Origin of the sequence: Kitasatospora sp. NPDC051170, assembly GCF_044455705.1 — a bacterium.
Lineage (GTDB): Bacteria > Actinomycetota > Actinomycetes > Streptomycetales > Streptomycetaceae > Kitasatospora.
Genome location: NZ_JBITFA010000029.1, coordinates 19127 through 45314, shown reverse-complemented (window position 1 = coordinate 45314; position 26188 = coordinate 19127). Strand labels below are relative to the sequence as shown.

Annotated in this window: 24 protein-coding genes; 11 read left to right on the top strand and 13 right to left on the bottom strand. The window is 73.8% G+C overall.

Annotated elements, in window-relative coordinates; translation table 11 throughout:
- Window positions 1–227 precede the first annotated feature (227 nt).
- Together ACIBCA_RS36310 and ACIBCA_RS36305 are read left to right on the top strand one after the other, a co-directional pair.
- A complete protein-coding gene (locus ACIBCA_RS36310) occupies window positions 228–1631 on the top strand; it encodes an amidase (RefSeq protein ID WP_396287444.1) in 1404 nt (467 codons plus the stop codon).
- Between the two features lie 462 nt (window positions 1632–2093).
- Window positions 2094–3395, top strand: coding sequence for a type III PLP-dependent enzyme (locus ACIBCA_RS36305; protein ID WP_396287443.1), 1302 nt, complete (start codon window positions 2094–2096; stop codon window positions 3393–3395).
- On the opposite strand, the gene ACIBCA_RS36300 is transcribed toward ACIBCA_RS36305, so the two are convergent.
- The 4 genes from ACIBCA_RS36300 to ACIBCA_RS36285 form a co-directional block, all read right to left on the bottom strand.
- Complete coding sequence (locus tag ACIBCA_RS36300; protein WP_396287446.1) at window positions 3392–3784, bottom strand: MerR family transcriptional regulator; 393 nt, start codon at window positions 3782–3784, stop codon at window positions 3392–3394. The genes ACIBCA_RS36305 and ACIBCA_RS36300 overlap by 4 nt on opposite strands.
- Before the next feature lie 21 nt (window positions 3785–3805).
- The gene (locus tag ACIBCA_RS36295; RefSeq protein WP_396287442.1) at window positions 3806–4825 is read right to left on the bottom strand and encodes an MDR family NADP-dependent oxidoreductase; all 1020 of its coding nucleotides are present in this window, start codon (window positions 4823–4825) and stop codon (window positions 3806–3808) included.
- A gap of 57 nt (window positions 4826–4882) precedes the next feature.
- Window positions 4883–7267 carry a helix-turn-helix domain-containing protein gene (locus ACIBCA_RS36290; RefSeq protein WP_396287441.1) on the bottom strand — a complete coding sequence of 795 codons (2385 nt, stop codon included), beginning with the start codon at window positions 7265–7267 and terminating at the stop codon, window positions 4883–4885.
- A 68-nt stretch (window positions 7268–7335) separates the two neighbouring features.
- Entirely contained in the window at window positions 7336–10926 is a 3591-nt protein-coding gene (locus tag ACIBCA_RS36285; protein WP_396287440.1) for a protein kinase, read from the bottom strand.
- A gap of 206 nt (window positions 10927–11132) precedes the next feature.
- Between ACIBCA_RS36285 and ACIBCA_RS36280 the strand changes: the two genes are divergently transcribed.
- The gene (locus ACIBCA_RS36280; RefSeq protein ID WP_396287439.1) at window positions 11133–11882 is read left to right on the top strand and encodes a PIG-L deacetylase family protein; all 750 of its coding nucleotides are present in this window, start codon (window positions 11133–11135) and stop codon (window positions 11880–11882) included.
- On the opposite strand, the gene ACIBCA_RS36275 is transcribed toward ACIBCA_RS36280, so the two are convergent.
- The 4 genes from ACIBCA_RS36275 to ACIBCA_RS36260 form a co-directional block, all read right to left on the bottom strand.
- On the bottom strand, window positions 11879–12622 hold the full coding sequence (locus ACIBCA_RS36275; protein WP_396287438.1) for a DedA family protein: 744 nt from the start codon (window positions 12620–12622) through the stop codon (window positions 11879–11881). The two genes, ACIBCA_RS36280 and ACIBCA_RS36275, sit on opposite strands and share 4 nt — an antisense overlap.
- 68 nt (window positions 12623–12690) lie before the next feature.
- Complete coding sequence (locus tag ACIBCA_RS36270) at window positions 12691–12888, bottom strand: DUF1918 domain-containing protein (protein ID WP_396287437.1); 198 nt, start codon at window positions 12886–12888, stop codon at window positions 12691–12693.
- 153 nt (window positions 12889–13041) lie between these two features.
- On the bottom strand, window positions 13042–13725 hold the full coding sequence (locus ACIBCA_RS36265) for a TetR family transcriptional regulator (protein WP_396287436.1): 684 nt from the start codon (window positions 13723–13725) through the stop codon (window positions 13042–13044).
- A 79-nt stretch (window positions 13726–13804) separates the two neighbouring features.
- Window positions 13805–14635 carry an MHYT domain-containing protein gene (locus ACIBCA_RS36260; RefSeq protein WP_396287435.1) on the bottom strand — a complete coding sequence of 277 codons (831 nt, stop codon included), beginning with the start codon at window positions 14633–14635 and terminating at the stop codon, window positions 13805–13807.
- A 345-nt stretch (window positions 14636–14980) separates the two neighbouring features.
- Between ACIBCA_RS36260 and ACIBCA_RS36255 the strand changes: the two genes are divergently transcribed.
- From ACIBCA_RS36255 to ACIBCA_RS36245, 3 genes are all read left to right on the top strand, one after another.
- Window positions 14981–15463, top strand: coding sequence for a hypothetical protein (locus ACIBCA_RS36255; RefSeq protein ID WP_396287434.1), 483 nt, complete (start codon window positions 14981–14983; stop codon window positions 15461–15463).
- A gap of 41 nt (window positions 15464–15504) precedes the next feature.
- A complete protein-coding gene (locus tag ACIBCA_RS36250) occupies window positions 15505–16290 on the top strand; it encodes a VOC family protein (RefSeq protein ID WP_396287433.1) in 786 nt (261 codons plus the stop codon).
- A gap of 97 nt (window positions 16291–16387) precedes the next feature.
- On the top strand, window positions 16388–17143 hold the full coding sequence (locus ACIBCA_RS36245; protein ID WP_396287432.1) for a phosphotransferase: 756 nt from the start codon (window positions 16388–16390) through the stop codon (window positions 17141–17143).
- Between the two features lie 3 nt (window positions 17144–17146).
- Here ACIBCA_RS36245 and ACIBCA_RS36240 read toward each other — a convergent pair whose 3' ends face one another.
- Entirely contained in the window at window positions 17147–17629 is a 483-nt protein-coding gene (locus ACIBCA_RS36240; protein WP_396287431.1) for a hypothetical protein, read from the bottom strand.
- A gap of 103 nt (window positions 17630–17732) precedes the next feature.
- Window positions 17733–18419, bottom strand: a complete 687-nt coding sequence (locus ACIBCA_RS36235) for a TetR/AcrR family transcriptional regulator (protein ID WP_396287430.1) — start codon at window positions 18417–18419, stop codon at window positions 17733–17735.
- Between the two features lie 269 nt (window positions 18420–18688).
- On the opposite strand from ACIBCA_RS36235, the gene ACIBCA_RS36230 reads away from it, so the two are divergent.
- The 3 genes from ACIBCA_RS36230 (at window position 18689) to ACIBCA_RS36220 (ending at window position 20080) form a co-directional block, all read left to right on the top strand.
- Entirely contained in the window at window positions 18689–19084 is a 396-nt protein-coding gene (locus tag ACIBCA_RS36230) for a nitroreductase family deazaflavin-dependent oxidoreductase (RefSeq protein ID WP_396287445.1), read from the top strand.
- A 172-nt stretch (window positions 19085–19256) separates the two neighbouring features.
- A complete protein-coding gene (locus tag ACIBCA_RS36225) occupies window positions 19257–19466 on the top strand; it encodes a hypothetical protein (protein WP_396287429.1) in 210 nt (69 codons plus the stop codon).
- Window positions 19448–20080 (top strand): MarC family protein, encoded by a 633-nt coding sequence (locus ACIBCA_RS36220; protein WP_396287428.1) that lies wholly within the window; start codon window positions 19448–19450, stop codon window positions 20078–20080. The genes ACIBCA_RS36225 and ACIBCA_RS36220 overlap by 19 nt, the downstream gene beginning before the upstream one ends.
- 61 nt (window positions 20081–20141) lie before the next feature.
- Here the strand turns inward: ACIBCA_RS36220 and ACIBCA_RS36215 are convergent, their stop codons facing one another.
- Window positions 20142–20750 carry a hypothetical protein gene (locus tag ACIBCA_RS36215; protein WP_396287427.1) on the bottom strand — a complete coding sequence of 203 codons (609 nt, stop codon included), beginning with the start codon at window positions 20748–20750 and terminating at the stop codon, window positions 20142–20144.
- A gap of 307 nt (window positions 20751–21057) precedes the next feature.
- On the opposite strand from ACIBCA_RS36215, the gene ACIBCA_RS36210 reads away from it, so the two are divergent.
- On the top strand, window positions 21058–22581 hold the full coding sequence (locus ACIBCA_RS36210; protein ID WP_396287426.1) for an FMN-binding glutamate synthase family protein: 1524 nt from the start codon (window positions 21058–21060) through the stop codon (window positions 22579–22581).
- A 163-nt stretch (window positions 22582–22744) separates the two neighbouring features.
- Here ACIBCA_RS36210 and ACIBCA_RS36205 read toward each other — a convergent pair whose 3' ends face one another.
- Window positions 22745–23941, bottom strand: coding sequence for an agmatine deiminase family protein (locus ACIBCA_RS36205; protein ID WP_396287425.1), 1197 nt, complete (start codon window positions 23939–23941; stop codon window positions 22745–22747).
- A 135-nt stretch (window positions 23942–24076) separates the two neighbouring features.
- Between ACIBCA_RS36205 and tatA the strand changes: the two genes are divergently transcribed.
- On the top strand, window positions 24077–24322 hold the full coding sequence (gene tatA / locus ACIBCA_RS36200) for a Sec-independent protein translocase subunit TatA (protein WP_396287424.1): 246 nt from the start codon (window positions 24077–24079) through the stop codon (window positions 24320–24322).
- A 105-nt stretch (window positions 24323–24427) separates the two neighbouring features.
- On the opposite strand, the gene ACIBCA_RS36195 is transcribed toward tatA, so the two are convergent.
- A complete protein-coding gene (locus ACIBCA_RS36195) occupies window positions 24428–26116 on the bottom strand; it encodes a serine/threonine-protein kinase (RefSeq protein ID WP_396287423.1) in 1689 nt (562 codons plus the stop codon).
- Window positions 26117–26188: the final 72 nt, after the last annotated feature.

The following is a 26188-nucleotide window of genomic DNA, read 5'->3' as shown; positions in this document are numbered from 1 at the left end:
TCGCCGATGTCCCCCAGCCTTCGGCCGGGAGGTGCCCCCACCGCATGGACTCCCTCCTCGGCGCCGCCGATGCACGCACCCCAACGCCGCCCGCTGATCCGACAACATCCGAAAGAGAGGGCCTAGACTGCGGAGCCGCGCGAGACTACCCGTCAGTAGCGATCGTCGGCCCCGCGTGTCGCGCGGCGGGAGGCCGACGGGAACCGGAGTGGGGAATGGCCGTGGGGATGAGCGAGCAGCGGGTTCACGCCTTCGCCGACGACGCGCTCGGCGCGCACGACGCCGTCGCCCTGGCCGCCCTGGTGCGCTCCGGCGAGGCCGACCCCCGGGAACTCGTCGCGGCCGCCGTCGCCCGCGCCGCCCGGATCGACGCCGCGCTCGCGCCCCTCGCCCACGACTCGGGCGACCGGCCCCGGATCAGCCGCGAGGGCATCCGCGGACCGCTGTGGGGCGTGCCCACCTACCTCAAGGACAACGTGGACCTGCGCGGAGTGCCCACCGGTATGGGCAGCGCCGCGTTCCGCGCCCGCCCCGCCCGGCGCAACGCCCGCTTCACCGACCAGTTCCTCTCCACGGGCCTCGCCGTCCTCGGCAAGACCCGGCTGCCCGAGTTCGGGCTCAACGCCTCCACCGAGTTCGCCGCCGCCCCGCCCGTGCGCAACCCCTGGCGGCCGAGCCACTCCGCCGGGGCCTCCTCCGGCGGGTCGGCCGCCCTGGTCGCCTCCGGCGTCGTGCCGATCGCGCACGCCAACGACGGCGGCGGGTCCATCCGCATCCCCGCCGCCTGCTGCGGACTCGTCGGCCTCAAGCCCACCCGGGGCCGCCTGGTCGCCAACGCGCAGGGCGGCAAACTGCCGATCGACCTGGTCACCGACGGGGTGCTCACCCGCTCGGTGCGGGACACCGCCGCGTTCTTCGCCGCCGCCGAACTCCACCACCGCAACCCGGAGTTGCCGCCCGTCGGGCACGTCCTTCGGCCCGGGATGCGGCGGCTGCGGATCGGCCTGGTCGTGGACTCGCCGATAGCCGAGGCCGACGGGCCGACCCGCCGCGCGGTCGAGGAGACGGCCGCCCGACTGGAGGCCCTGGGCCACCACGTCGAACCCATGACCCTGCCCTTCGGGGAGGAGTTCTCCCGCGACTTCGTCTCCTACTGGGGCTACATCGCCTTCGCCATCGCCGTCAGCGGCCCGCTGATGCTCGACCCCAGCTTCCGCATGAGCCGCCTCGACGGCCTCACCACGGGCCTGCGGCGCCACTTCCAGTCCGAGTTCCGTCGCACCCCGGGCGTGCTGCGAAGGCTGCGCCAGGCCGAGGCGGTGTACGCCGGCATCTTCCACCACCACGACGCGATCCTCTCCCCGGTCCTCGCCCACACCGCCCCGCCTCTGGGCCACCTGAGCCCCAACGTCCCCTACGAGGAGCTCATCGAGCGCCTCCTGCGCTACGTGGCCTTCACTCCGGTCAACAACGTCACCGGCGGCCCCGCCATCACCCTCCCCACCGCGGCCAGCCCCGAGGGCCTGCCCATCGGCATCCACCTCTCCGCCGCCCACGGGCAGGAGCGCCTCCTCCTCGAACTCTCCCTCGCCCTCGAGGAAGCCCACCCCTGGCGCCGCATCCAGGACTAGGCACGCCCTCGCGGGCGACAGGTGCGCCAACGGCGGAGCGCGGGGTTACGGTTCAGTTCTTTCCGCAGTTATGTCAATTCCGGAAACATATCCCGGCTTATGTCCGGCACCGAAACATAAAGCACTCATGAGTTGGCAGGTGAACCGCCGGGATTTCCCAATCGGTAACCAACGGGAAAGGGTTGACACCATTAGTTGGTCTAGTCCAACGTAGGGAGCGCGTGGTCCGACGAGTGCTGAGGCAAGGTGAGAGGCCCTGTCGGACGGGCGAGTTGGCCACCTGAGGCGTCGGCAGTCGATGCTCGGGGCCGACGGCGGGATGGAGTGTGTGCGGACCGGGCTTTCAGTGAGCGGTCCCCGTTCCGGAGGCGCCGCCGAGCGGTCGTCGAGGGCTCGCCGCATCCGCACGCATTGCGCCCAGGAAAGCGCTGCGTCGACTACGAACGATGGAGTGGTAAGCACGTGACACGCCTGACCGCGACCACCACCATGACCACCGCCATGACCACCCGCCGGGCCCCGGCCGCCCACCGGGCGCCGACCGCCCACCTCACCGTCCACAGCACCGTCGCCCCGAACGCCGAGCGCCACGACCGCACCGCCCTGCGCGCCGCCCTCGAGGCCGCCACCGACGACCGGATCGTCTACGACCTCGACGGCATCGCCCGCCAGTACGCCGACATGCTCGCCGAGCTGCCCGGCGTGGCCGTCCGGTTCGCCATGAAGGCGTGTCCGCTGGACGAGGTGCTCGCCCACCTCGCCGCCCTCGGCTCCGGCTTCGACGCGGCCGGGCCCCAGGAGATCGACCAGGCCCTGCGCACCGGCGTGCCGCCCGAGCTGATCCACTACGGCAACACCGTCAAGTCCGACCACAACATCGCCGAGGCGTACCGGCTGGGCGTGCGCGACTTCGCCACCGACAGCCTGGAGGACGTCGCCGCGATAGCCGAACACGCCCCCGGATCCCGGGTGTTCTGCCGCATCGCCACCACCGGCGACGGCGCCCTGTGGGGCCTGAGCCGCAAGTTCGGCTGCTCGCCCGAGGACGCGCTGCGCGTCATGGACGCCGCCCGCACCGCGGGCCTGGTGCCCTCCGGGCTGAGCGTGCACGTCGGCTCCCAGCAGCTGACCGCCGAGGCCTGGACGGCCGCCGTCGACTCCCTGGAGGAGGTGCTGGAGGCCCTCAACTGGCGTGGCATCAGGCCCGATCGGATCAACCTCGGCGGGGGCCTGCCCGCCCTCGGAGTCCTCGACCGGCACGGCCGCCCCCTGGAGCCGCCGCTGGACGAGATGTTCGCCGCCCTGCGCGAGGGCATGGCCAGGCTCAGGGCCGTCAGCACCGTCCCGCTGGAGTTCCTCGTCGAACCCGGCCGCCACCTCGTCGCCGACCACGGCGCCATCCGCGCCCACGTCGCCCGGCTCTCCTCCCGCCACCAGCTCGACGGCACCCGCCAGGACTGGCTCTACCTGAGCTGCGGCAAGTTCAACGGCCTCTACGAGATGGACCAGTTGCAGTACCGCCTGGAGTTCCCCACCCACCCCGGCGGCCAGTTCGTCAACGCCGTCGTCGCCGGCCCCACCTGCGACAGCGACGACGCCTTCGACGAGGAGGACGGACGCGTCCGGGTGCCCCGCGCCCTCGCCTCCGGCGACCCGGTGTGGATCCACTCCTGCGGCGCCTACGCCACCGCCTACACCACCCGGGGCTTCAACGGCTTCGAACCGCTGCCCTACTCCTGCGTGGGTGGTCAGGGCATCGTCTAGACCTCGCCCGGCACGTCCGCTCCCCCCGTCGCGGCGTGCCGGGCGAGCCGCTCCCGCAGGGCCGTCAGCCGGGCGATCTCCGTGTCCAGGGCGGCCAGCCGGGCGGTGATCACCGGGGCGAAGGTCTCCGGCCCGGCGGCGCCGGAGCAGCGGCGCGGGGGGTCCTCCAGCAGGGCGTCGAGCCGGTGGACGCGGCTGGCCAGGTCGTCCACCGTCAGCCCCACGGCCAGCAGTTCGCGGATCACCCGCACCCGGGCGACCTCCCCGGGGCCGTACTCGCGCTGCCCGGAGGCGGAGCGGTCCGGCGCCGGCAGCAGCCCGCGCTCCTCGTAGAAGCGCAGCGCCCTGGGCGTGGTGCCCGCCGCTGCCGCCGCGTCGCCGATCCGCATCCCGTACCCCCTGGTCATGCGTCAGAGCTCCACGATCGTCGCCCCGAACCCGCCTGCGGTGAACAGTCCGCTCAACGCCCCGGGCGCCCGATCGATGCCCGTGACCGCCGTGTACGGGAAGGTGATCCGCCCCTCGCGCAGCCAGCCGCCGAGCCGCTCGCGCCACTCGGCCTCCAGGTCCGGGTGGTCGAGGATCGTGAAACCGCGCAGGCTCAGGCCCAGCGTGCCGATCCGGAAGGAGTCGACCACCGCCGGAGCGTCGCCGCCCCGGCGGGCCGGGTCGAGCTGTCCGGCGACCGCGCCGGCCAGGGCGAAGCGGGCACCCCGGCGCGCCGCGCCCACGGCGGCGGTCAGCTGCTCGCCGCCGACCAGGTCGAGCACCACGTCGAGGCCCTCCGGCGCGGCCTCCGCCAGCTGCTCGGCGAAGGGGCGCTCGCCGGCCACCAGGACGGTGTCGTAGCCGAGTTCGCCGACGAGCCGCTCGGCCCGCTCCGGCGAGCGGGTCGTGCCGATCACCCGGCTCGCGCCCAGCAGCCGGGCGACCTGCCCGGCCATCGACCCGACCGCGCCCGAGGCGGCCGTCACCAGCACCACGTCCCCCTCGCGCACCCGGGCGGTGCGCGTCAGCGCGCCGTACCCGGCGGAGGCGGCCGAGACCAAGGCGAGCGGCTGCGGGAACCCGGGCTCCACCGGCGTGAACCGCCCGGCCTCCGCGACCACCGCCTCCCGCCAGCCCGCCAGGTGCGTGACCAGGTCCCCCGGGCGCAGCGGGCCGTCCTCCGGCGCGGCCAGCACCTCGCCCAGGGCCGGGCCGAACAGGGCGTCCCCGGCGCCGAGGTGCGCCACCGGCAGGTTCTCGCCCCCGCCGCCGATCAGCGTCCGCAGCCCGGGGAAGACCAGGAACGCCCGGTTGCGCACCAGTACCTCCCCGGGCCCGGGCGCCGCCAGCGCCTCCTCGGCCACGGTGAAGTCCGAGGCGACGGGCAGCCCCTGCGGCCGGGACTTCAGCCGGACGACACGGGCGGTACGGGGCAGGGCCATGGGGGCGCTCCTTCGGGCAGGGTGACGGCGGCCGGTCGGCCGCGCGGTGCCCGGACGCTAACTCCTCACCCGTACGTCAGAGGCAAGTTCGCGGCTCAGGTGGTGCTGCAGCCGCAGGTGCCGGAACTGGTAGACGGCCCCGGCCTGGCGCAGCGCGCCCCGGCGGTAGGCGTCGTCGAGGAAGGCGATGGTGTCCCAGGGCAGCCGCCCGGTGAGCGGCAGCCAGATCCGCACGAGGAGCACCCACTGGCCCCAGGCGGTGAAACCGAGGACGTACGCGGGGACGGCGCTGACGCTGCCGATGGCGCCGATGGTGACGGCCCGCTGGAGCCCCCAGTCGTACGGGCCGAAGGTGCCCTGGAGCAGGGCGACCCACCCGGCGCCGCCGGCCGAGACGGCGAGGCCGAACAGGGGGAACAGCAGGACGGCCTGACGGCTGACCGTGGAGCGGTTCGCGGCCAGCAGGCTGCCCGGGGTGGCGGCGGAGGCGGTGTCCATCGGGGCCTCCAGGGCGGCGAGGAGTCCGAACACGGCCGTGGTGGCGGTGGCGAAGGTCAGGCCGAACAGCGTCATGTTGGCGAGCGCGGTGTCGCGGATGCGGGGGTTGGCGAGCGGGACGTCGTCGAAGAGGTACCACTGCGTGGAGCTGGCGACGGCGCACCCGGCGCCGAGGAGGAAGGAGCCGAGGAACAGCCCACCCAGGTGCACGGCGACGGCGCGGGGCGAGCGGGCACGGGCGGCCCCGCCGCCGCGCGGCCACCGCAGCCGGGCGTACGTCGGCTTCCAGCTCTCGCCGTGGTTGACGGCGAGGGTGACGGCGTACGCGGCGGCGAACGCGAATCCGGCGGCGAGGCCGACCAGCAGGCCCTGGACGACCACCTCGGTGGCGGTCAGGTCGAAGAGCAGGCCGAGGGTGCAGGCGGGGACGGTGACGAAGAGGAACGCGGCCAGGCCCACGGCCAGGGTCCTGGTCGAGCGGGGCAGCAGGTCGGGCAGCCGCCACCAGGCCAGTTCGCCGTGCTGCCGGTCGGGCCGGTCGCTTCGGTCGGGCCGGTCGGGCCGGTCGGGGCGGCCGAGGTGGCGGGCCAGGGCGGCGAGCCACCGGTGGGCGGTCGGGGCGTCCCAGCGGGCGGCGGGGGAGCGGCGCCGGTACAGGGCCGGGACGAACCCGGCGAGGAGGTGGTCCTCCAGGGCCTGCGCGGTCGGGAACCGGGTCTCGTCGAGGAGTTCGGCCGGGGCGGGCCGGTCGGGGGAGTCGCTGTAGAGCGTCCGGGCGAGGGTGACCATCAGCGGGGTGCTCAGGACCCGGGCCAGCCGCCGGCCGGCCTCGGTCTCCGGGCGGTGGAGCTCCGGCAGCAGCGTCTCCCAGCCGTCGGGCGTGCCGGGCGTGCCGGCGTGGCTGGTGCGGCTGGTGCGGGGTAGGTAGTGCCGCAGGTCCTCGGGGGTGAGGTCGGCCAGTTCGACGACGGCGGCGCCGAGCAGCGGCGCGTGGACGGCCTCGACGGCCTCGGCGAGTTCGCCCCGGCGGCTGGTGAGGACGAGGGGGCGCTGGGTCTCGTTGAGCGCCTCCAGCGCCCGGGCGCGCAGCCCCTCTCCGATCTCGTCGAAGCCGTCCAGGACGGGCAGCAGCGCGTCGGAGCGGATCAGCGCGGCGGCCAGGGTGCAGGACTCGCCCGGGGCGCGGCGCGCCAGGTCCGGGTGGTCGGCGAGGAGTTGGGACTCCATCCAGTCGGAGAGCGCGAGGTCGGCCGGGTCCCAGGAGCTGAGGCGGAGGACGACCGGGATCTGCTCGGCCCCGGTGGCCAGCGGGTCGGCGGCCAGCAGGTCGAGGACGAGCCGGACCGCCAGCACGGACTTGCCCGAGCCCGCCCGCCCGACGATGGCGAGCCGGCCGGAGGGGACGGACCGGTAGAGTGCGGCGATCCCCGCGATGTCCCCGCCGAGGTCCAGTTCGGCGGGCGCGGCGCCCGGCCCGAGGCGCTGCACGTTCTCCGGCCGGTCGCCCAGCCCGGCGGGGGCCGCCCGCCAGCGCACGGGCAGCGGGAAGGGGTCGTGGATGCGCCGGTGGTCCTCCTCGTTCTGCCAGCGGTGCCGCAGCTCCCGGGCCAACCGGTTCGCCGCGTCGGTGAGTTCGGGGTGCAGCGGGAGCGGGCGGTGCCGCGCGGGCGCCGTGGGGGGCGGGGCCGGTGCCGTCTCCCCGGCCGCGAGGGCGAGGAGCTGCGCCCGCTCCTCCTCGCCGACGCGCAGCGCGGTGGCGACGAGGGCGACGGTCTTCATCCGGTGGTCGACCGGGTCGCCCTTCTCCAGCCGGCGTACGGTCCGCTCGCTGATCTCGGCGGCCTCGGCGAGCTGACGTTGCGTCAGTTTCGCGCTGTTGCGCAATCGGCGTACCAAGGTCCCCAGTTGTTCCGACACACCATGCCCCCGTTGGCATCGACACATGATCAACTGAACGGGGGCCGACTCTGCCATCCGCCGGTCGCGGGTCGCAACCGGCGGACGGGCGGCGGTCAGCAGGTGGAGCGGTAGGCGACGTCCGGGATGTAGCGCTTCCACTCCTCCTCGGTGAGGGCGCCCGCGCGGCCGCACAGGTCGCGGACGAGCAGGGCGGGGGCGATCGGGTAGGTGAAGAACGCGCCTTCACGGTCCACGGTGGTGAGGCTGGTGCCGTCCGGCGAGAAGGCGACGGCCACCAGTTCCTGGACCGGGCCACGGAGTGGCACACCGAGCGCCTGGCGGTTGGCGAGGTTCCACACCTGTACCGGATAGGTGCCGTCGGTCCTCTGGATGACGGCGAAGAGGTGGCCGTCGGCCGATACGGCGCCGTCGGTGACGGGGTCGGTGATCAGCGGCGCGCCCGCCCCGGTGCGGAGGCCGTCCTTCTGCTGGAGCGTCCGGGAGTCCCAGGACCGCAGGTAGGGAAGGTAGCCCTGGGGGTTGGCGTACAGCGTGGTCCCGTCCTCGCTGACGATGTCCGGCTCGAAGTCGTCGGAGCCCTTGGCCAGGATCTGGCCGGAGGGGAAGGAGACGGAACCGATGCCCGGGCCGACGTAGACGGACTTCCCGTCGGGGTGGAAGAGCAGGCGCAGGCCGTTGGGGGGAAACCCGCCCTGGTGCTGGAACGCGTGGATCGTTTCGTGGGTGGCGGGGTTCCAGAAACTGAGGTTGCCGGTGCCGTCCCGCCGGGTCTCCGCGACAGCCAGTGTGCTGCCGTCCGGGGAGAAGGCCAAGGCGACCGAGGTTCTCTGCGACAGTTGGAGGGGCATCGATCCGATCAGCGGCTGACCGTCCGCAGCCAGGTTCCAGACGCTGACCCGGTCATCGCACTGGGTCGCGAGCAGGTGGCCGTCCGCACTGAGGCGAAAGCCGCCGACCGAGCAGATCTCCGCGCCCAGGGTGAACTTCTTGGTGCGCGAGGCCAGGGACCAGATGTCGATGTGCAGTCCGTCCTGCAGGGCCAGGGTCGTTCGGTCCCGGCTGGTCGCCGAGTGCTGGTACATCTGCCCCGCCGACTTGGGGCGCCGGGTGTACGCCTGGACGTTGAGTTGTCGCACACTGTCGTCGGTTCCGATGCACTCCAGGGCGGCGTCGTCGGCGGTGAAGCGATAGGCGGCGGTTCGCGGGCTGCACTCGCCCTCGGTGGACGGGTTCCGGAGGACGGGCTCGCTCTGGGATTGGCAGCCGGTGGCGAGCCGCGCACACGTCAGCCACATGGTGCCGCCCCAGGTCAGGAAGTTCCCGTCGTGGCTGAACGACAGCGGGTAGTCGGCGACGGTCACGTAGTCGACCCCCTTGAGCATGGTGGTGCCTCCGTAGCTGCGGTTGAACAGGCCGACCTCGCCCTTCTTGGTGGCCACCGCCGCCTTCTCCCCGTCCGGGCTGAACACCACGGGGCCGGTGATGTCCTTCTCCTCGACCCCGAGGTCCGGGACAGTGATCGGTGCCTTGTCCGGGAGCGAGTCCCACAGGAACGGTCGGCCGTCGCGCGGCACGGGGAGGGAGAGGACCTTCTCGTCGGGCGAGAACGAGGTGCCCGCGAGGAGGAAGAGCGTGAGCGGAGCGGACACGGAGCCGATCTTGTCGGCCGTGTGCGCGTTCCACACGGTCAGCGTGTTCTGCGCGGGGTCGCCTGGTTTCGGCCCGTCCGAGGCGATGGAGATGACGAGGTAGGTCCCGTGCGGGCTCAGGGCGACCTGGGAATAGGTTCCGTCGTGTTCATGGGGTGCGGAGAAGTTCTCCCCGGTGGGCGCCGGTGCGCCGTGGGAGAGGTCGAGCATGTGCACGATGTCGTCGTCCCCGGCCACGGCCGCGGTGCTCCCGTCCCCGGACACCGCCACCTGGTAGACGGGGGCCGGGGCCGTCCAGGAGGCGGTCCGCGTACGGGTGTTGAGGTCCCAGACGTCCACCCGGGTCCCCTCGGCGGCCACGAGCAGGCGGCCCGAACCGTCGAGGTCCATCGTCGTCGCGTGGAACGAGGGCAACCGGAACACGTCCTGCTCGCCCTGGTTGTTCACCGCCATCAAGGCTGACCAGGACTCCGGGGTGTCCGACAGCTTCGCCGCCGCCACCGCCAGGCGCCGCGCCAGCTGCGGATCGCTCGTCCGCAGCGACAGTGCCGTCCCGGCGACCTGCGCCGAGGTCGCCCGGTCACGCTGCTCGGCCAGGGTGTTCCGCTGCTGGAACGCGACCACGGCCGCTCCGGTGGCGACGACCAGCAGCAGCGCCAGCACGGCGCTGAGCGCCACCCGCAGGCGGCCCCGGCGGCGGGTCAGGGCGGCGCAGGCGTCCAGGAAGGCCCGCTCCACCTCGTTGAGCACCAGGTGGAACCGCCCCGTCGCCGCCCAGCCCTGGGCCTGCGTCAGCGGGGTGCCCTGGAGCAGGTCGTTGCGCTTGCGGCCGTGGTCGGACCAGGTCCGGGAAGCTTCGGCCAGGCGCTGGTGCACGGCGAGGCCCGCGCGCTCGGCCGCCACCCAGTCGCGCAGCCGGGGCCAGGCGCGGATCAGGGCCGCGGTGGCCAGGGTGGCGCTGCCGTCCTCCCAGACCAGGACGCCGGCCCGGGTGAGGGCCTCCAGCACCTGGTCGGTGACCTGCTCGGGGACGAGGCCGTTGCCCAGCTCCCCGCGCCGGGCGGAGCGCAGCGTGTCCTCCGCCCGCTCGCCCGGGGCGACCAGCCGCAGCAGGATCGAGGGCACCGCCTGCTGCTCCTGCTCGCCCAGGGCGGCGAACGCGGCCTCCGCGACCTGGGCCCGCGAGGGCGGGGCGTCGCGCGGCGGCCCCTCGGGCGCGGTGCCGAGCACCGCGGCGGCCAGATCGGCGCGCCCCACCAGGGACAGCAGCAGCTGTTCGGCGCTCGGCCGCTGCCGGGCGTCCTTGGCCAGGGCGGCGGTGACGAGCGAGCGCAGCGGCTGTTCGAGGCAGGAGGTGTCGGGGTCGTAGGTGGCCACCCGGTCGGCGATCGCCCCGAGGCTCTCCCCCTGGAAGGCGTCGTACCCGGTGGCCGCGAACAGCACGACGGCCGCCCAGCCCCACACGTCCACCTTGCCGTCGCCCGGCTCGCCCCGGTAGCGCTCGGGCGGCATGTAGCGCAGGGTGCCCATCGGCAGGCCCGTGGTCGCGGTGCCCTCCAGGATGCGGGCGATGCCGAAGTCGATCACCCGGGGGCCGTCCGGCCCGAGCAGGATGTTCTCCGGCTTCAGGTCCCGGTGCACCACCCCGGCCCGGTGGATCGCCACCAGCGCCGTCGCCAGGCCGACCGCGAGGCGGCGCAGCTCCTCCGGCCCGTACGGACGGCCGGGGTTCACGGCCCGGCGCAGGTCCGGCCCGGCCACGTACTCGCTGACGACGTAGGGGACGGCGCCGTCCAGGTCGGCTTCCAGGACCCGGGTGGTGCAGTACGGCTCCACCTTGCGCCAGGCGTGGATCTCCCGGCGCAGCCGCGCCCGGTCCTCCTCGTCGACGGCGCGCAGCACCTTGACCGCGACGCGTCTCCCGTGCGCGTCGTAGCCCTCGTACACCACGCCCTGGCCACCCGCCCCGAGCCGCCCGTCGAGGTAGTAGCCCCCCAACTGCCGCGGATCCCCCGGCTGCAACGATTCACCCACCAGCTGCCCCTCCTGTCATGCCCACAGTGCGGGATGCGGCGGCCGGGACGCCAGGCCACGGCACCGGCCATCTGTGGCCGGTGCCCCTGACCAGCCCGGTTCGAAGGGTGTCTGACGGTGCGTCGGCGTCCGGTGTCTTCTAGAGTCGCCTCCGCATGATCCGTACGAAGGTATGACCAGAGCTGCACCGAGAGGGACGAAACACCATGACCGACGAAGCCCACGAGGACTACGCGCCGTACGAGCACGTCGACGAGGACTGGCAGACCGCTCTCGCCGTCGTCGCCCACCCCGACGACATGGAGTACGGCGGCGCCGCGGCCGTCGCCCGCTGGACGGCCCAGGGCAAGAAGGTCGTCTACGTGATGGTCACCAGCGGCGAGGCCGGCATCGACGGCATCGCCCCCGCCGAGTGCGGCCCCCTGCGCGAGGCCGAGCAGATCGCCTCCGCCCGCGTCGTCGGCGTCGACACCGTCGAGTTCCTCGGCCACCGCGACGGCGTCGTCGAGTACGGGCTGCCGCTGCGCCGCGACATCGCCCGCGCGGTGCGCCGCCACCGCCCTGACATCGTGATCACCAGCAACTTCCGCGAGACGTACGGCGGGGTCTTCCTCAACCAGGCCGACCACATCGCCGTCGGCCGCGCCACCCTGGACGCCGTACGGGACGCGGGCAACCGCTGGGTCTTCCCCGAGCTGCTCGAGGAGGGCCACGAGCCCTGGAACGGCACCCGCCAGATCTGGGCGGCCGCCTCCCCGGAGTCGGGGCACGCGGTGGACACCACCGAGACCTTCGACCTCGGCGTGGCCTCCCTGGAGGAGCACCGGGCCTACCTGGCCGGGCTCGCCGGGCAGATGGCCGAGCCGCGCGAGTTCCTGGAGGGCTTCGGCCGGGGCGCTGGCACCCGCCTGGGCACCCGCTTCGCGGTGCCCTTCGAGGTGTTCCCGCTGCGCTAAGGCTCTTCGGAGGAGGCGTCTTCCGTGCCGGTGTGTTCCGTGCCGGCGCCTCCCGTGCCGGCGCCTCCCGCACCGGCGTCTTCCGCACCGGCGTCGGCGCCCTCGCGGCGCCGGCGCCGGCGCCGGTAGCGCAGCACCTGCCGCAGCAGGAAGGCCGCGACCAGCAGCCCCAGACCCACGGCGAACCAGAGCTGGTAGCGCAGCGCCGTCCGGTACACCGTGCCGATGTTGGCGCCGGCCACGTACCCGAAACCCGCCCACACGCCCGTCCACAGCGCCGCGCCCAGCAGGTTGAACGGCAGGAACCGCCCCCAGGACATCCCCGTCGTCCCGGCGATGATGCCGTTGGTCTGGCGCAGCCCGTCCACGAACCGGGCCACGGTGACGACCTTGCCGCCGTGCCGGGAGAAGAACCCCTCGGCGCGGGCCAGCCGCTCGGGGGTGATCAGCACGTACCGGCCCCAGCGGTGGACGAACGCCCGCCCGCCGGTGCGGCCGATCAGGCAGCCCAGGGTGTTGCCCAGTGCGGCGGCGGCGAAGGCGATCACCACCACGCCCGCGAAGTCCAGGTGCCCGGTGCCCGCGTAGACCGAGGCGAGCACCAGGATCGTCTGGCCGGGCACCGGGACGCCGCAGTTGTCCAGCAGCACGAGCAGCGCCACCGCCAGGTACCCGTAGTGGTCCAGCAGTGGCGCGAGCCCGGAGAGTGCCCCGGGCAGGGGGGTGTCGGGGGCGGGCAATCCGGCTCACCGCCCCTCGGTGTCCGGGGCGACGGGGGAGTCGGTCAGTGGGCCGCTCAGCCGGGCGCTCAGCCGGCCGCCTTCTGGACGTGCTCGACGTTGCAGTCCGGACCGGGGTAGATCAGGCCCTCGTGGCCGTCCTCGAACCGGACGACGTAGGGCGGTTCGCCGTCGGTGCCGCGCACCTCGGTGATGATGCCCTTCTGGTCCACCATGCCCACCCGGCTGCTGTGGATGTGGAGCTGGTCACCTACCGCTGCGTGCATGGTCGTGCTCCTCGGGTCGTGACGGCCGCCCCGCGCGGGGTCGGTTCGCTATCCGGTCCGCTATCCACTGTGCTGCGCCGGGAGCACCCTCGCAACGGCTCGCCCGAACGGCGGCTCGAGCGCGGCTTCAGAGCGCCGCTTCAGGGGGTGGCTTCAGGGGGTGGGCAGTCGTTGCGCCAGGTAGCTGCGCACCAGCCGCTTGCACTCGGCGATCAGCGCCGGATCGCCCTCGGGGTCGCCCCGGAAGGCGAGTTTGAGGACGGCGTCGGCGGCCTCCAGGGCGACCCTCAGCGCGAGGGTGAGCGCGGCCTGGTCCTGCGGCAGTCCGGTGGCGCCGGTCGTGAAGAGCTCGCCGCCGAGGGCCTGGAGGCGCAGGGCGACGGCGGCGTTGTTGTCCATCCCCGCGTCCAGCAGGTGCAGGTCGTCGCGGACGCCGGAGGGCACGGCCGTCCCGGCGAGGCCGAAGTCGACCTGGCCGAACCCCGGCACGGTGCGCTTCATGACGACGAACTCCTCCACCGCGAGGTCGGTGAAGGCCGCCGTGCCGACGGGCGAGGCGGAGGCGAGGCGGGCGTCGAGGCGCTGGAGGTACAGGTCGAGGTTGCGGCCGGCGAGCGCGGCGAGCAGGTCCTCCTTGCCCGCGAAGAACTGGTACAGCGTGCCGATCGGCACCTGGGCGCGCTGAGCCACCTCCTTGGTGGTGAGCGCCCCCGCGCCGACCTCGTCGAGGAGCCCGGCGCAGGCGTCCAGGATCCGGCCGTACCGCTCCTGGCTGCGCTGCTGGACCGGCCGGCGCCTGGTCGGGCCGGTGGGGTGACTCCTCGTGTCCGCGCTCATGGCGCAACTCTGCCCCATCGGCCTCGGCGGCGGCGAATCCCGTCCGGGGGCTCGCCGCCGTGGCCTTTCCGGGGCGGTGTCAGACGGTCTCGCGCTGCTGGTCGCCGCTCTCGCGGGCCGGTGCCACGGCGGGGCGGGCGACGGGGGTCCCGGGCGCGGAGAAGACCCCGGCCGTGGTGAGCGAGTCGTTGGGGGAGAGCGTCAGGACGAAGCCCCCGACGGCGATCACCACCATGATCGCGACGGCCAGGGGGATGATGAACTCCGAGGCCGGCAGGCCGTCCCCGATGGAGGCGGCGTCCAGCTGCACGGAGACGGCGGCCATGCCGGTGTAGTGCATCGCCGTGACGGCGACGCCCGCGATCAGCGAGGCGATCAGCGAGGCGACGAAGCCCGTCACGTTGAGGGTCATCCACAGCGCGGCGGTCGCGGCGAACACGGCGATCCCGATCGAGAGGGTCACGACCGCCGGGTCGTAGGAGACCGTCCCCTGCACGTGCATGGCGGCCATGCCGAGGTAGTGCATGGCCGCGACCCCGAGGCCCGTGACCGTCCCGCCGATCAGCAGGGTCGACCAGGTCCTCGGCCGGTAGCCGACGTAGAGGACGCCCATGCCGACGACCACGATCGCCAGCAGCAGGCTCGCGATCGTCTCCGGGACGCTGTAGACGATGGCGGAGCCGGTCACCGCGAAGCCCATCATCGCCAGGAAGTGCATCGTCCAGATCCCGCAGCCGAATTCGACGGCCGCCAGCAGCAGCCAGCCCAGCCGCCGGCGCGGAGGCAGGCTCAGCGCGCGGACGGTGCAGCGCAGGCCGAGCGCGGCGCCGGTGAAGGCGACGAGGTAGGAGAGGACGGGATTGATCCAGCCGTAGTGGAAGCCGTCGATATGGGCGGTGTGCGGATGCATGACGGACAGTTTCCCGATATTCGTTCAGGGGGGGGCTTGAATGGGTCGCCAAGAATCCCCTGGGCGCGGGTGGAACCCTTGGGGTGCTTGCGCTGAGGACCGTTCGTGGACTGATTGAGGATACTACCGATCAACTCCTCAACATCCGGTTCCCGAAAGGGGAATGATCAATGACCCCCCGTCGAACGGCGGGTATTTCCGATGAATTCCCTGGAATTCCCCGCCGATCGGCGGGGGTGCGGTGTTTTGTTCCGCCCGGGACCTTGTCGGCCGGCTCCCTGCCGGCCGGTTCCGTAAGCGCGTCTAGCATGTGGAGCGTTCGGTCGGAGCGAGGGGAGACGCTTGATGGCCAGTCGGACCAGGTGGATCGGTAGGACCACCAAGAAGCGGGTGCGGACCCGTGCCTTCCAGTTCTCGTGCAAAGTGGCGGGCACGCCGAACGCGCTGATCGCCCTGCTGGTGGCGACGGCGCCCTCCAACGGTCAGATGAGCCCGCTGAAGGCGGCGGCGCTCGTGGCCTTCCTCGTGGTGAGCACCCTGCTGCATGGCCTGCTGGTGGGGGAGATGCTGGCCGGCCCGGCGACCGCCCCGCGGCCGGTCGTGTCCCGCGGGGCGGCGGCGGTGGCGGCCGGCTTCTGCTTCTTCGTGGAGCAGATCGTCGTGACCGGGGTGACGGGCGGACCGGCGTTCCTCGGGCTGGCCGTGGTCGGCGCCCCGGTGGTGGCGGTGATCACCGCCAAGGGCGCGGACTGGATCACGGAGCCGGTGCCCCCCGCGCCCAGGTGGGGGGTCCCGGGTGGCGGGACGTGGCCGTCGGCGGGAGGGTGACGGGCGGGGGACGCAGTGGAGACCTGACCAGGAGAGTGGGCATGCCCGACGTCACCACCCCGTACGTGACCGGCACTCCGTGCTGGATCGACCTGATGGCGCAGGACCAGCAGGCCGCGCTGGACTTCTACAAGGACCTGTTCGGCTGGCAGGGGGAGCGCGGCCCCGAGGAGTTCGGCGGGTACGCGGTCTGCCTGCTGAACCGCAAGCCCGTCGCGGGCATCGGCCCGGCGATGGCGCCCGACGGCGCGCCGCCCCCACCCACCGTGTGGACCACCTACCTGGCGTCCAGCGACGCCCGGGCCACCCAGGAGGCGATCGTCCGCGCCGGCGGCACGCTGCTGGTGCCGACGATGGACGTGGGCCCGCTCGGCCGGATGCTGGTCGCCGCCGACCCGCAGGGCGCCGTGTTCGGGGTCTGGGAGGCGGCGCAGTTCCCCGGCGCGGGCGTGGTCAGGGAGCCCGGCGCGCTGACCTGGAACGAGCTGCACACCAACGACGTGGAGGGCGCGACCGCCTTCTACGGCGAGGCGTTCGGCATCGAGATCGGCCCGATGAAGGGCGCCGACCGGTACTGGGAGCTCAAGGTCGGCGACCAGCCGGTCGGCGGTTCCTGCCTGCTCGCCGACGACCCGCCCGGGACGCCCCCGCACTGGCTGTCCTACTTCGCGGTGGACGACGTGGACTCCACGGCCGACGCCCTGGTCAAGAAGGGTGGGACGGTCCTCGCGCCGCCCTTCGACATGATGGCCGGCCGCATGAGCGTGGTCGCCGACCCGCAGGGCGCCCCGTTCGCGATGATCAAGCTCGCGCCGATGCCCGACTGAGGCTTCCGCAGTCGCGAGCGCCCGCCCCGGAAAGCGGTTTCCGGGGCGGGCGCTCGCGCCCAGCAAGATCCGAAAGAGGGGGCCTAGCCTTACGCCCGTGGAAGATCGCGAAGTGCTCGTCGGCGGCGTGAACCGGGTCGTGCGGGAAGGCGGCGTGGTGCGGCGCCCGGCCGGGCCCTGGAGCGGCACCGTCCAGCGCCTGCTCGCGCACCTGCGCGAGGCGGGCTTCACCGGCGCGCCGCGCCCGTACGGGCTCAGCGGTGACGGCGCCGAGGAGATCGTCGAGTACCTCCCGGGCGGCGTCGGGCACGACTTCGGCGCCCCCGAGGTGCGCAGCGACGCCTCGCTGGTGGCCGCGGCGCGGCTGCTGCGCGGGTTCCACGATGCCGGCACGGGCTTCCTCCGGGAGCCGGGGGACGTGTGGCAGTTGCCGCCGCGCGAGCCGGCGGAGGTCATCTGCCACGGTGACGCGGCGACGTACAACACCGTCTTCCGCGATCAACTCCCGGTCGCCTTCATCGACTTCGACACGGCCCACCCCGGCCCCCGGCTCTGGGACGCCGCGTACACCGCCTACCGCTTCGTCCCGCTGTACGCCCCGGACGAGGTGGCGCACACCCTGCCGGTCCCCGAGGCCGCCCGCCGCCTCACCCTCTTCGCCGACTCCTACGGCCTCTCCCACGACGAGCGCACCCGCCTGCCCGCCACGGCGGCGGAGCGCCTGCGCTCGCTTGTCGACTGGATGCGCGACCAGGCCGCCGCCGGCCACCCGGCCTTCGCCCGGCACCTGGCGGAGGGCCACGACCGCCGCTACCTGACGGACGCCCGGTGGATCGAGGACACCTTCGCGTAAGCCTCAGCTGCGTACGGGGAGGCGGAGGGTCGCCAGCAGCGCGGCCGTGCTCACCGCCAGCAGCGGCAGCAGGAGGGCGAACGCCCGTCCGTCGACCAGGGATCCCAGCAGCATGTCGACGCCCTTGACGGCCGCCAGGGCCGTGATGAGCGCGATGCCGACAACCAGGCCCCGCGCGTGCTGCGGGGCCCGCCGCAGCAGGAGGGTGGCAAGGACCCAGGCGCCCGTTCCCCCGAGGGCGAACGCGGCGATCAGGGTCATCACGACGCCGTTCGCGATCACGCCGAACGAGTGGACCGCCGTCTCCTGCGAGCCCCACTCGTCCCGGGGCGGCAGGTGGTCCGTGAACCGGGGCCGCAGCAGGAAGGCGGCGATGCCCGCCGCACCCCACAGCCCGGCGCCGGCCTGCGCCAGCCGTACGGTCAGGACCCACCGCGCGGGGGTGGTAGCGGGGGCGAGGGGCGTGTGCCCGGCGGTTGCGGACATGGCGGTGGGCTCCTCCGGGGCGGGGTGGCGGGTACGCGTCGATCCTCGCCGCCGGTCTCGGCGCCCGGCATGAGTACGGCTACTCAGGTGGGGCGGGTGGGGCTCAGAGGCCGATGGTGTCGGCGGTCTGCTCGATGGTCCAGGCGAAGAAGTCGTCGGCGGGTTCGAGGGAGCCGACGAGGTGGCCGTGGAGTTCGAAGCCGAGGAAGCCGATGAGCTGGATCCAGGCGGCCACGGTCGGGGCGAGGGTCTGGGGCGGCAGGTTGGGGGCGAACTGGGTGGCGACGGTGGTGAGTTGGTCAGGGAGGGCGCCGCGCAGCGGTGGGCCGGAGGGGGCGGGGGCGGGGGTGGCCCGGCTGACGACGCCGAGGAGGGCGATGGGGAAGCGGGCGGCGGGTTCGACGGTGGTGCGGGGGGCCGCGTAGCCGGGGACGGGTGTGCCGAAGACGAGGCCGTACTCGTGGGGGTTGGCGAGGGACCAGGTGCGGGCCGCCTGCCAGAGGGCGCGCCAGCCTTCGCGCGCGCTGCTGTCGGGGCCGAGGCCGGAGAGCGCCGCGTCGGCGGCGTCGCCGAGTTCCGTGTACGCGTCGATGATCAGCGCGGTGAGCAGTTCGTCGCGGCTGGGGAAGTAGCGGTACAGCGCCGAGGAGGCCATGCCCAGTTCCCGGGAGACGGCGCGCAGGGAGAGCTGCTGGGCGCCGACGGAGGCCAGCTGTCGGCGGGCCTCCTGCTTGATCTCGCGGGTGAGTTCCTCGCGGGCCCGTTCGCGGGCGGTTCGGATCGCTGTCATGGGGACAGCCTGCCACGGATCGGAGCAATGCACACATTCGAGAGCACTGCTCTTGCGCGGTGCGTGCGGGCGTGCCAAGCTGAAGGAGTCAACGAGAGCGGTGCTCTCGAATGTGAGCGGTAGCTGCGCGACCGAAGGAGCCCCCGATGTCTGAGATGTCCGAGATGTTCGAGAAGTCCGAAGCCGTTCAGCCCGAGCCGAACCTCGCCAACCGCGCGATCGTGCCCACCACCCGGTTCGCCGCCGCCTCCCTCAAGTTCCTCAACCGCATGGTCGCGGGCCTCACCAAGGCCGGGATCAGCCTCATGGGCTCCCGCGTCCTCGCCGTCCGCGGCCGCAAGAGCGGCGAGTGGCGCACCACCCCGGTCAACCTGCTCGTCCACGGGGGCGAGCGCTACCTCGTCGCCCCGCGCGGCCATGTGCAGTGGGTCCGCAACCTGCGCGCCTCCGGCACCGGCGAACTGCGGGTCGGCCGCCGGGTCGAGGCCTTCAGCGCCGTCGAGCTCGCCGACGCCGACAAGCCCGAGGTGCTCCGGGAGTACCTGCGCCGCTGGGCCTGGGAGGTCAAGTACTTCTTCGAGGACGTCACCGTCGACTCCCCCACCGAGGAACTGCTCCGCATCGCCCCGGGCTTCCCGGTGTTCCGCGTCACCGAGGTGGAGTGAGGGATTGTCAGGGGGAAACTGGAAAAGCAGCGGGGGGGGGGGGGGGGGGTGGGGCGCAGCGGGCCGACCGGAATCATCCATCCGGTCGGCCCGCGGCGTTCCCGCCTCAGGGGGTGGCGAACGCCTTCTCGTCCTGCACGACCTCAGCACCGCCTGCCGCTACGCCGACCACATGATCGCCATGCGCGACGGCCGGATCGCCGCCCAGGGCCCGCCGCGACGGATCGTCACCCCCGATCTGGTGCGCGAGCTGTACGGAGTCGAGAGCGCCATCCTCACCGACCCCGTCCACGGCACCCCGGTCGTCTGCCCCGTCGGCCTCGCCACCTCGGCGCGGACGGGCGGCACGGGCATGCTGGGTCCATGTTCGTCTTCAACCTGAGCAGCGCGTTCGTCACGTTCTTCGCCGTGGTCGGCCCGCCCAAGACCCTGCTGGCCTTCGCCCACCTGGCCGGCGACCGCACCACCCGCGACCTGCGCCGCCTCGCCGCGTGGAGCACCGGGATCGCCGCCTTCATCGGCCTGGTGCTCGGCTTCGGCGCGAAGTACGTGACGAACCTGTTCCACATCAGCGACCAGTCGCTGCAGCTCGCGGGCGGGACCATCTTCTTCGTCTACGCCGTCGCCCTCGTCTTCGGCGTCCACCTCGGAGCCGAGGGCGAGGACGACGAGCACCTGCCCAACCCGCTGGTCGACGGCATCCGCGCCCTGCTGCTGCCCTACATCGCCAGCCCGCTGGCGATCACCGCCGTCCTGGTCGCCTCGCTCAACCAGGACGCCTGGAGCTGGAAGGCCACCGTCGCCGGCGCCTACGTCTCCGTCGCGGTGATCAACTACCTCTGCGTGGCCGTCCTCGCCCCGCTGCTGCGCCGCACCCACCGCACCTCGCTGGAGGTGCTCTCCCGGCTGCTGGGCCTGCTGCTCGCGGCGGTGGGCGTCGAGCTCATCCTCGAGGGCCTCGCCGGGCTCGGCGTCCACCTGCCGGACGGGCACTGAGTCGGACGGGCGCTGAGCCTGGCGGGCACTGAGTCGGACGGCTACTGGGCCGGGCGGTCCGTCAGCGGTCGAGGACGGTGTTGCCGGTGACGGTGTCGGAGGTGCCGTCGACGGTCACCGCGTGCCGCACGCCGTCCGGGCCGAGGACCACGGCGCGCCAGGCCCGGCCGCCGCCCTGCTCGGTGACGGGGCTCAGGGACTCCACCTTGCCACCGGCCACGGCGGCGGCCGCCTTGGCGAGGGCCTCGGCGGCGTCGGTCGAGGGCAGGGGAGCGGGCGCCTCCTCGGCGGACCGGTCGCCGACCCGGCCCTGCCGCTGGTCGAGGCCGTCGCCGAGGCGGCCGCGTCCGTCCTGCGAGCCGCGCCCGTCCTGCCCGCCCTGTCCGTGGTGCCCGTGCCGGCCGCCGCCGTGCCCGTGGCCCTGCTCGCCCGCCGCGGAGCGGTGCCCCTCGCCGCGGTGCTCCCCGCCGTGGTGGTGGACGGCGACCGCCGCCGCGCCACCGCCGAGGACGACCACCGCCGCCCCGACCGCGACCCAGCGCGCCGACCGTCCGCGCACCCAGCGCCTGACCCGACGCGGACGGGCGGCCTTCGCCGCCACCGGCTCCTGCACAGGAGTCTCCGGCACCTCCGGCTCGTACGCTTCCGCGGTTTCCCTGGGCTCGCTCACGCCACCCACCCCGATCCTCGACCAGGCCCGGGCCGTCCCCGGGCGAGGAGGACAGGATGGCCGGACGATGCTGAAGCTGAGCTGAAGACCTGAAGCCCGCCACGGCGTCCTCGCGCGCCTGGGAACCGACGAACCGGGCGGCCACGCCGTCCGGGGGCCCTGCCCGAAGGCCCGTTTCCCGAGCCTCCTACGATCGGGCTTCGACGGACGACCGGCGCCCTCACGACGGCGTGCCCGCCGCCCGCCGTCGACACGACACGACGACCCCGCCGACGGCGACGGGGTCGCCCACCGAGGAGGAACCTCCATGCAAGCCCGGAAGATCGGCGCTGCCGCCGCGACCGCGGTGGCGCTCCTGGCGGCCCGCGACCTCGTCCAGAAGAAGCACGCGCTGCTGCGGAACTTCCCGGTGCTCGGGCACGCCCGGTACCTGCTGGAGACGATCGGTCCGGAGCTGCGGCAGTACATCGTCACCTCCAACGAGGAGGAGCGCCCCTTCAGCCGCGACCAGCGCACCTGGATCTACGCCTCGGCGAAGGAGGAGAACAACTACTTCGGCTTCGGTACGGAGGTCGACGTCGAGCACGTCCAGGGCCACGCCTACCTGAAGCAGCGCACCTTCGCGGGCAAGCTGCCCGACGCCCACGACCCGGAGGCCCCGCTGCCCTCGGCCAAGGTGCTCGGCGGCCCGCGCGGGCGCGCCAAGGCCTTCCGGCCCGCCAGCGTCGTGAACATCTCGGCGATGAGCTTCGGCTCGCTCTCCGGCGCGGCCATCGGCGCGCTCAACAAGGGCGCGGCGGAGGCCGGCGCCATGCACAACACCGGCGAGGGCGGCCTCTCCCCGCACCACCGTCAGGGCGGCGACCTCGTCCTCCAGATCGGCACGGCCTACTTCGGCTGCCGCGACGAGGACGGCGGCTTCAACCTCGACAAGCTCAAGGAGGTCGTCGCGGGCGCGCCCGTCCGGGCGATAGAGATCAAGCTCTCCCAGGGCGCCAAGCCGGGCCTGGGCGGCATGCTGCCGGGCGCCAAGGTGACGCCCGAGATCGCGAGGATCCGCGGCATCCCGGTGGGCGAGGACTGCGCCTCCCCGTCGCGGCACACCGCCTTCCACGACGTCGACTCGATGCTCGACTTCGTCGAACTGGTCGCCACCGAGACGGGCCTGCCGGTCGGGATCAAGAGCGCCGTCGGCGAGATGGCCTTCTGGCAGGAGCTGGCCGCCCTGATGGCCCGGGGCGACCGGGGCGTCGACTTCGTGACCGTCGACGGCGGCGAGGGCGGCACCGGCGCCGCGCCGCGGATGTTCGCCGACTCGGTGTCGCTGCCGTTCCGGATGGGCTTCTCCCGGGTCTACGGCACCTTCGCCGAACTGGGCCTCACCGACGAGCTGACCTTCATCGGCTCCGGCAAGCTCGGCCTGCCCGAGAACGCCGCCGTCGCCTTCGCCCTGGGCGCCGACATGATCAACGTCGCCCGCGAGGCGATGCTGTCCATCGGCTGCATCCAGGCCCAGAAGTGCCACACCGACAAGTGCCCCACCGGCATCGCCACCCAGAACGCGTGGCTGGCCCGGGGCCTCGACCCGGCCTCCAAGTCGACCCGCGCCGCCGTCTACCTGCGCGCCCTGCGCAAGGAGCTGATCAAGGTCTCCTCCGCCGTCGGCGTCGCCCACCCGGCACTCATCACCCCCGACGACATCGAGATCCTCAACGGCGACTACGAGGCCCGCACCCTGGCCGCCGTGTACGGCTACAAGGAGGGCTGGGGCGCCCTCGGCCCCGACCTCGCCTCGGAGATCACGGCCCTGGTCACCGACTCGGCCCACTGACGTACGGAAGGGCCGCCACCCCCCCGTTCGCGGGGAGTGGCGGCCCTTCGTCGTCAGAGGACTCTCAGAGTCATGGTGTCGTACGGGCGGTCGTCGGTGACGCCGTAGGAGGATCGGCAACCGGTCGCGTTCGGTGGGGGTCGGCTGCACGGCGGGGCCCTTCTCAGGCGGCGGCGGGCTGGTCGTGGGTGGAGCAGTGGATGCCGCCCCCGCCGGAGGCGATGGTGTCGATCGGCAGGGCGACAATCTCGCGGCCGGGGAACTGGTCGGTGAAGACCTCGTGGGCGTGCCCGTCGGCCCGGAAGTCGCCGAACTGCGGCAGGTAGACGGCCTTGTCGCCGATGTAGAAGTTCATGTACGAGGAGACGAAGGCGTCGCCGCGGCCGGTGATCCGGTCCGGGTCGGGCTGGCTGATCTCGATCACCTTGAGCTTGCGGCCGGTGGCGTCGGTGGCCTCGGCGAGCACGGCCCGGGCCTGGTCGGCGGAGCGGGACCAGACGTCCGCCGGGGTGCCGGGGAAGGCCCGGTCCAGGAGGACGACGCCGGGGGCGGCGAAGCGGGTCAGGCAGTCGACGTGGGCGTCGGTGATGTCCTTGCCCTTGACGCCCGCCAGCCAGATGACCTTGGTGACGCCCAGGACCTGCTTGAGCTCGGCCTCGACCTGGTCGCGGCTCATCCCCGGGTTGCGGTTGTCGTTGACGATCGAGCTCTCGGTGATCATCAGGGTGCCCTGGCCGTCGCTCTCGAAGGAGCCGCCCTCGGCGACCAGCCGGGTCTCGACCCGGTCGATCCCGTAGGTGTCCAGGACGGCCCGGGCGACCTTGGAGTCGTTGCCGCGCTGCTGCTTGCCGCCCCAGCCGTTGAAGTTGAAGTCGACGCCCTTGACCTTGCCGCCCTCCTCGACGAACACCGGCACGGTGTCGCGGGCCCACAGGTCGTCCACCGGGACGGACTGGAGCTGGACGGCGCCGCCGCAGGCGTTGCGGGCGGAGTCCTCCTGGCCGGGGCGGACCAGCAGGACCAGCGGCTCGCGCTCGCCGATGGCCCGGGCCACCGAGGCGATGTCCTTGCGGACGGCGGCGAGCTGCTCGCCCCAGACGTTCTCGGAGGCGGGCCAGGCCATGAAGGTCCGCTCGTGCTTCTCCCACTCGCCGCCGAGGCGGCGTCCGCCGGCGGACGCGGCGGGCGCGGGCGGCTGACCGGCGGGGGTGGTCGCCGGGGTGGTCGCGGAAGGGGTGGCCGCGGGCTCCGCCGCGTCCTCGTCGGCGCCGGAGGCGCAGGCGGCGGCACCGGCCGCGATCAGGCCGACGCCGGCGAGGGAACGCAGCACCGTGCGGCGCGCGAGGGGGGAGTGGGACACGGGGGGCTCCGGTGGGGGCAGCGGTGGGGCAGGGGTCGGACGATCGGAACTCTCGCATTGACTGAAAAATCAGTCAAGCTTTACGGTGAACCCACCCAAACCACCCCGAGACGACGAAAGGCCGGTGAGGCGGCGATGCTGCGCAATGGACTGGAGCCCTGGCACCTGTTGGTGGTGCTGGTGGTCGTGGTGCTGCTCTTCGGCTCCAAGAAGCTGCCCGAGATGGCGCGCGGACTGGGGAAGTCGATGCGCATCCTCAAGGCGGAGACGGCGGCCATGCGGGAGGAGGACAAGCCCGCCGCCGAGGACGGGAAGGCCGCGCCGGCGGCGACCGGCACGCCGGCCGCGTCGCCGCCCGAGGTGCCCCGGAAGCCTGCCTGAGGCCTGCCCGCCTGAGGCCGGCCTGCCTGGGGCCGTGCCGGGAGCCCGCCGTCGCCACCCGTTCGTCGAGGTGGCAGCGGCGGGCTCCCGGACGTCTGCGGGGCGTCAGCCCTTGCGGCGGTAGTGGTCCAGTGAGACCTTGACCGGTCCGTCCCCGCCCGCCGCCGACAGCACCCGCACGACCGCCACCTCGCTGCCGTCCGCCGACCGGACGCAGAAGGCGCCGCGCGGCCCGACGGCGCTGAACGGCACCCGCGCGGTGGGGCGGCTGCCGAGCCCCTGGAGGCACTCGGCGAGGCCGAGGCCGGAGTCCCGGCCGACGTAGGAGTCGGCGGTCTCCGGGATCAGGAACTCGCCGTCGGTGCGCCCGACGTACCAGGTCACGCTGTCGACCGGCACCACCGAACCGGCGGCCAGGTCGAACTCGTAGCCCGGGTCGGCGGAGGTGAGCTCCACCGCCCTGTAGTCGGCCGCGTAGGCGGCGGCGGGGGAGCCGGTCGCCGGGCGGGACGAGGCCGCGCCGGGGGAGGGCGAGCGGGCGGGGCCCGTCGGGCCGGTGGGCACGGGGACGGCGGTGGTCGCGCCGGGCGCGGGGGCGTCGGCCGCCGGGGTGTCCACCGTCGCGGCCTCCACCGGGCCCGAGTCGTCGAGCACGAACGCCGAGGCCGCGGCCCCGACGGCCAGGGCGACGACGGCGATCAGCGCGGTGCGCCCACGGGCGCGCCGGGGCCGGGCCCGTGGTGCCTCGGCCGGCGGGGGTACGGGCGCGGCGGGTACGGAGGCCAGCAGGGTCGGCGTCGGCGTGGCCGCAGGCGCGAGCATCGTCGGCAGCGAGTCCAGCCCGGCCCCGGTCGCCTCCTCGGGCACCTGCGGAAGGTCGGCATGCCGGGTGAGCTGGCTGGTCAGGGGCTGCGGCAGCCAGTCCTCGCCGAAGCGCAGGTGTCCGCCGACGGCCGGGTGGCCCGCGGCGGCGGCGATCACCTCGGCGGAGGTCGGCCGGTCCTCGGGGCGCTTGGCCAGGCAGCGCCGGAGCAGGTCCCGCAGGCCCTCGGGCACCCGGCCGAGGTCGGGCTCCTCGTGGACGGCCCGGTAGAGGGTGGCCGGGTGCGGGCCGTCGCCGAAGGGCGGGGCGCCGCCCGCGACGTGCACGGCGAGGGCGCCGAGGGCGTAGACGTCGGTGGCCGGGGTCGCGGTCCGGCCCATGGCCTGCTCGGGGGCCATGTAGGCGGGGGAGCCGATCTGCAGTCCGGTGCCGGTCAGGGCGACGGCGTCGGCGGCGCGGGCGATGCCGAAGTCGATGACCCGGGGGCCGTCGGCGGCGATCAGCACGTTACCGGGCTTGAGGTCGCGGTGGACGACCCCGCTGGCGTGGATCGCCTGGAGCGCCTCGGCGATCCCGGCCATCAGGAGCAGGACGGTGCGCTCGGGCAGCGGCCCGAACCGCTGCACCACCTGCTGGAGCGAGGGGCCGGGCACGTAGGTGGTGGCCAGCCAGGGCGTGGGGTCGTCCGGGCCGGCGTCGACGAGCTGGGCGGTGAACAGGCCGTGGATGCGCCGGGCGCTGGCCACCTCCTGGGCGAACCGGGCCCGGAAGTCCGGGTCCTCGGCCAGTTCGGGGCGCACCACCTTGAGCGCCACCGGGCGCCCGCCCGGGGTGTACGCGAGGTAGACCCGGCCCATCCCGCCGGCGCCGAGCCGGGCGTACAGCCGGTGGCCGCCGACCTCGCGCGGGTCCTCCGCGGCCAGCGCCTGGAAGACCGGCCGGAGGGTGAAGGGGGATCGGTCAGCGGACATGCGGGCTGCCTCTCTCGGCGGGCGGGACGGACGCGGTGGACGCGGTGGACTGCTGGCGCCGCAGAGTTTAGA

Excerpts from the sequence above, each read along its gene's own strand:
- ACIBCA_RS36255 (WP_396287434.1), top strand. The coding sequence starts at position 14,981 with ATGGCCAGTCGGACCAGGTGGATCGGTAGGACCACCAAGAAGCGGGTG.
- ACIBCA_RS36300 (WP_396287446.1), bottom strand. The coding sequence starts at position 3,784 with ATGCGGATCGGCGACGCGGCGGCAGCGGCGGGCACCACGCCCAGGGCG.
- ACIBCA_RS36310 (WP_396287444.1), top strand. The coding sequence starts at position 228 with ATGAGCGAGCAGCGGGTTCACGCCTTCGCCGACGACGCGCTCGGCGCG.
- ACIBCA_RS36250 (WP_396287433.1), top strand. The coding sequence starts at position 15,505 with ATGCCCGACGTCACCACCCCGTACGTGACCGGCACTCCGTGCTGGATC.
- ACIBCA_RS36195 (WP_396287423.1), bottom strand. The coding sequence starts at position 26,116 with ATGTCCGCTGACCGATCCCCCTTCACCCTCCGGCCGGTCTTCCAGGCG.
- ACIBCA_RS36270 (WP_396287437.1), bottom strand. The coding sequence starts at position 12,888 with ATGCACGCAGCGGTAGGTGACCAGCTCCACATCCACAGCAGCCGGGTG.
- ACIBCA_RS36225 (WP_396287429.1), top strand. The coding sequence starts at position 19,257 with ATGATCGCCATGCGCGACGGCCGGATCGCCGCCCAGGGCCCGCCGCGA.
- ACIBCA_RS36220 (WP_396287428.1), top strand. The coding sequence starts at position 19,448 with ATGTTCGTCTTCAACCTGAGCAGCGCGTTCGTCACGTTCTTCGCCGTG.
- ACIBCA_RS36240 (WP_396287431.1), bottom strand. The coding sequence starts at position 17,629 with ATGTCCGCAACCGCCGGGCACACGCCCCTCGCCCCCGCTACCACCCCC.
- ACIBCA_RS36265 (WP_396287436.1), bottom strand. The coding sequence starts at position 13,725 with ATGAGCGCGGACACGAGGAGTCACCCCACCGGCCCGACCAGGCGCCGG.
- ACIBCA_RS36210 (WP_396287426.1), top strand. The coding sequence starts at position 21,058 with ATGCAAGCCCGGAAGATCGGCGCTGCCGCCGCGACCGCGGTGGCGCTC.
- ACIBCA_RS36230 (WP_396287445.1), top strand. The coding sequence starts at position 18,689 with ATGGTCGCGGGCCTCACCAAGGCCGGGATCAGCCTCATGGGCTCCCGC.
- ACIBCA_RS36295 (WP_396287442.1), bottom strand. The coding sequence starts at position 4,825 with ATGGCCCTGCCCCGTACCGCCCGTGTCGTCCGGCTGAAGTCCCGGCCG.
- ACIBCA_RS36235 (WP_396287430.1), bottom strand. The coding sequence starts at position 18,419 with ATGACAGCGATCCGAACCGCCCGCGAACGGGCCCGCGAGGAACTCACC.
- ACIBCA_RS36260 (WP_396287435.1), bottom strand. The coding sequence starts at position 14,635 with ATGCATCCGCACACCGCCCATATCGACGGCTTCCACTACGGCTGGATC.
- ACIBCA_RS36280 (WP_396287439.1), top strand. The coding sequence starts at position 11,133 with ATGACCGACGAAGCCCACGAGGACTACGCGCCGTACGAGCACGTCGAC.
- ACIBCA_RS36290 (WP_396287441.1), bottom strand. The coding sequence starts at position 7,267 with ATGTGTCGATGCCAACGGGGGCATGGTGTGTCGGAACAACTGGGGACC.
- tatA (WP_396287424.1), top strand. The coding sequence starts at position 24,077 with ATGCTGCGCAATGGACTGGAGCCCTGGCACCTGTTGGTGGTGCTGGTG.